The organism is Mycobacterium sp. E2497 (genome assembly GCF_001668695.1).
Classification (GTDB): Bacteria; Actinomycetota; Actinomycetes; order Mycobacteriales; family Mycobacteriaceae; genus Mycobacterium.
In genome coordinates, this window is the sequence record NZ_LZKD01000045.1 from 1 (window position 1) to 776 (window position 776).

The following is a 776-nucleotide window of genomic DNA, read 5'->3' on the forward strand; positions in this document are numbered from 1 at the left end:
AATCGACGTCCAGACGGCCGAAATATGTCAATATCGTTGACATGGCCCTCGCCGAAGACGCCCCGCTCGGTTACCTGGCACCCACCGACTACCACCAGGTCATCGAGCGGCTGATCGACTGGGTGTCTTTCACCCCGCTGCAGAACGTCACCGGCGAGCCGGCGATCTCACTTCCGTTGGCGCAGTCCGACGACGGCATGCCGGTCGGCATGATGTTCTCGGCCGACGTCGGGCAGGAGGCGCTGCTGCTCGAGCTGGCCTACGAACTGGAAGAGGCCCGGCCCTGGGCCCGCATCCAGACGGCTTAGTTGCCGCTCAGTCGGACCCGAGCTTGTCGAGCATCCGCTTGAACTCGCGCTGCTGAGGCTCGGTCAGCTTCGCCAGGATGCGGGCATCGGCGTTCCGCACCGCGCCTTCCGCGCGCTTCAGCAGGGCCCGGCCCTGCCCGGTCAGCGTGGCGGGTAGGGCGCGGCCGCTGGACACCGATGTCGGACGCGCCACGGCGCCAATGTCTTCCAGCTTGCGCAGCACGGTGTTCATCGCCTGCGGGGTGACCCCAGCCTGCCGGGACAGCTCGGCGCTCGACGTCCCGGGAAACATCGAAAGCATGCGCAGGCAGACGAATTCGGGCAGCGTCAGACCGAGCGGGCCCAACACCGCGGACACCTCCGGTCGCAGCAGGCTCGCCACCCGATAGAGCAGGTAACCGAGCGGGGCGTCTTCGGCGAGGGCCATGTCAACGATATTGACATATTTCGGCCGTCTGGACGTCGATT

The 776-nt window shown here is 66.5% G+C and carries 2 protein-coding genes; one reads left to right on the plus strand and one right to left on the minus strand.

The window, feature by feature from the left end:
* Positions 1-308: amidase family protein (locus tag A5713_RS04045; RefSeq protein WP_255398337.1), on the plus strand; the 308-nt coding region annotated here is incomplete at its 5' end.
* A gap of 7 nt (positions 309-315) precedes the next feature.
* Here A5713_RS04045 and A5713_RS04050 read toward each other — a convergent pair.
* Positions 316-735, minus strand: a complete 420-nt coding sequence (locus tag A5713_RS04050; RefSeq protein WP_068092792.1) for a MarR family winged helix-turn-helix transcriptional regulator — start codon at positions 733-735, stop codon at positions 316-318.
* Positions 736-776: the final 41 nt, after the last annotated feature.

Excerpts from the sequence above, each read along its gene's own strand:
- A5713_RS04050 (WP_068092792.1), bottom strand. The coding sequence starts at position 735 with ATGGCCCTCGCCGAAGACGCCCCGCTCGGTTACCTGCTCTATCGGGTG.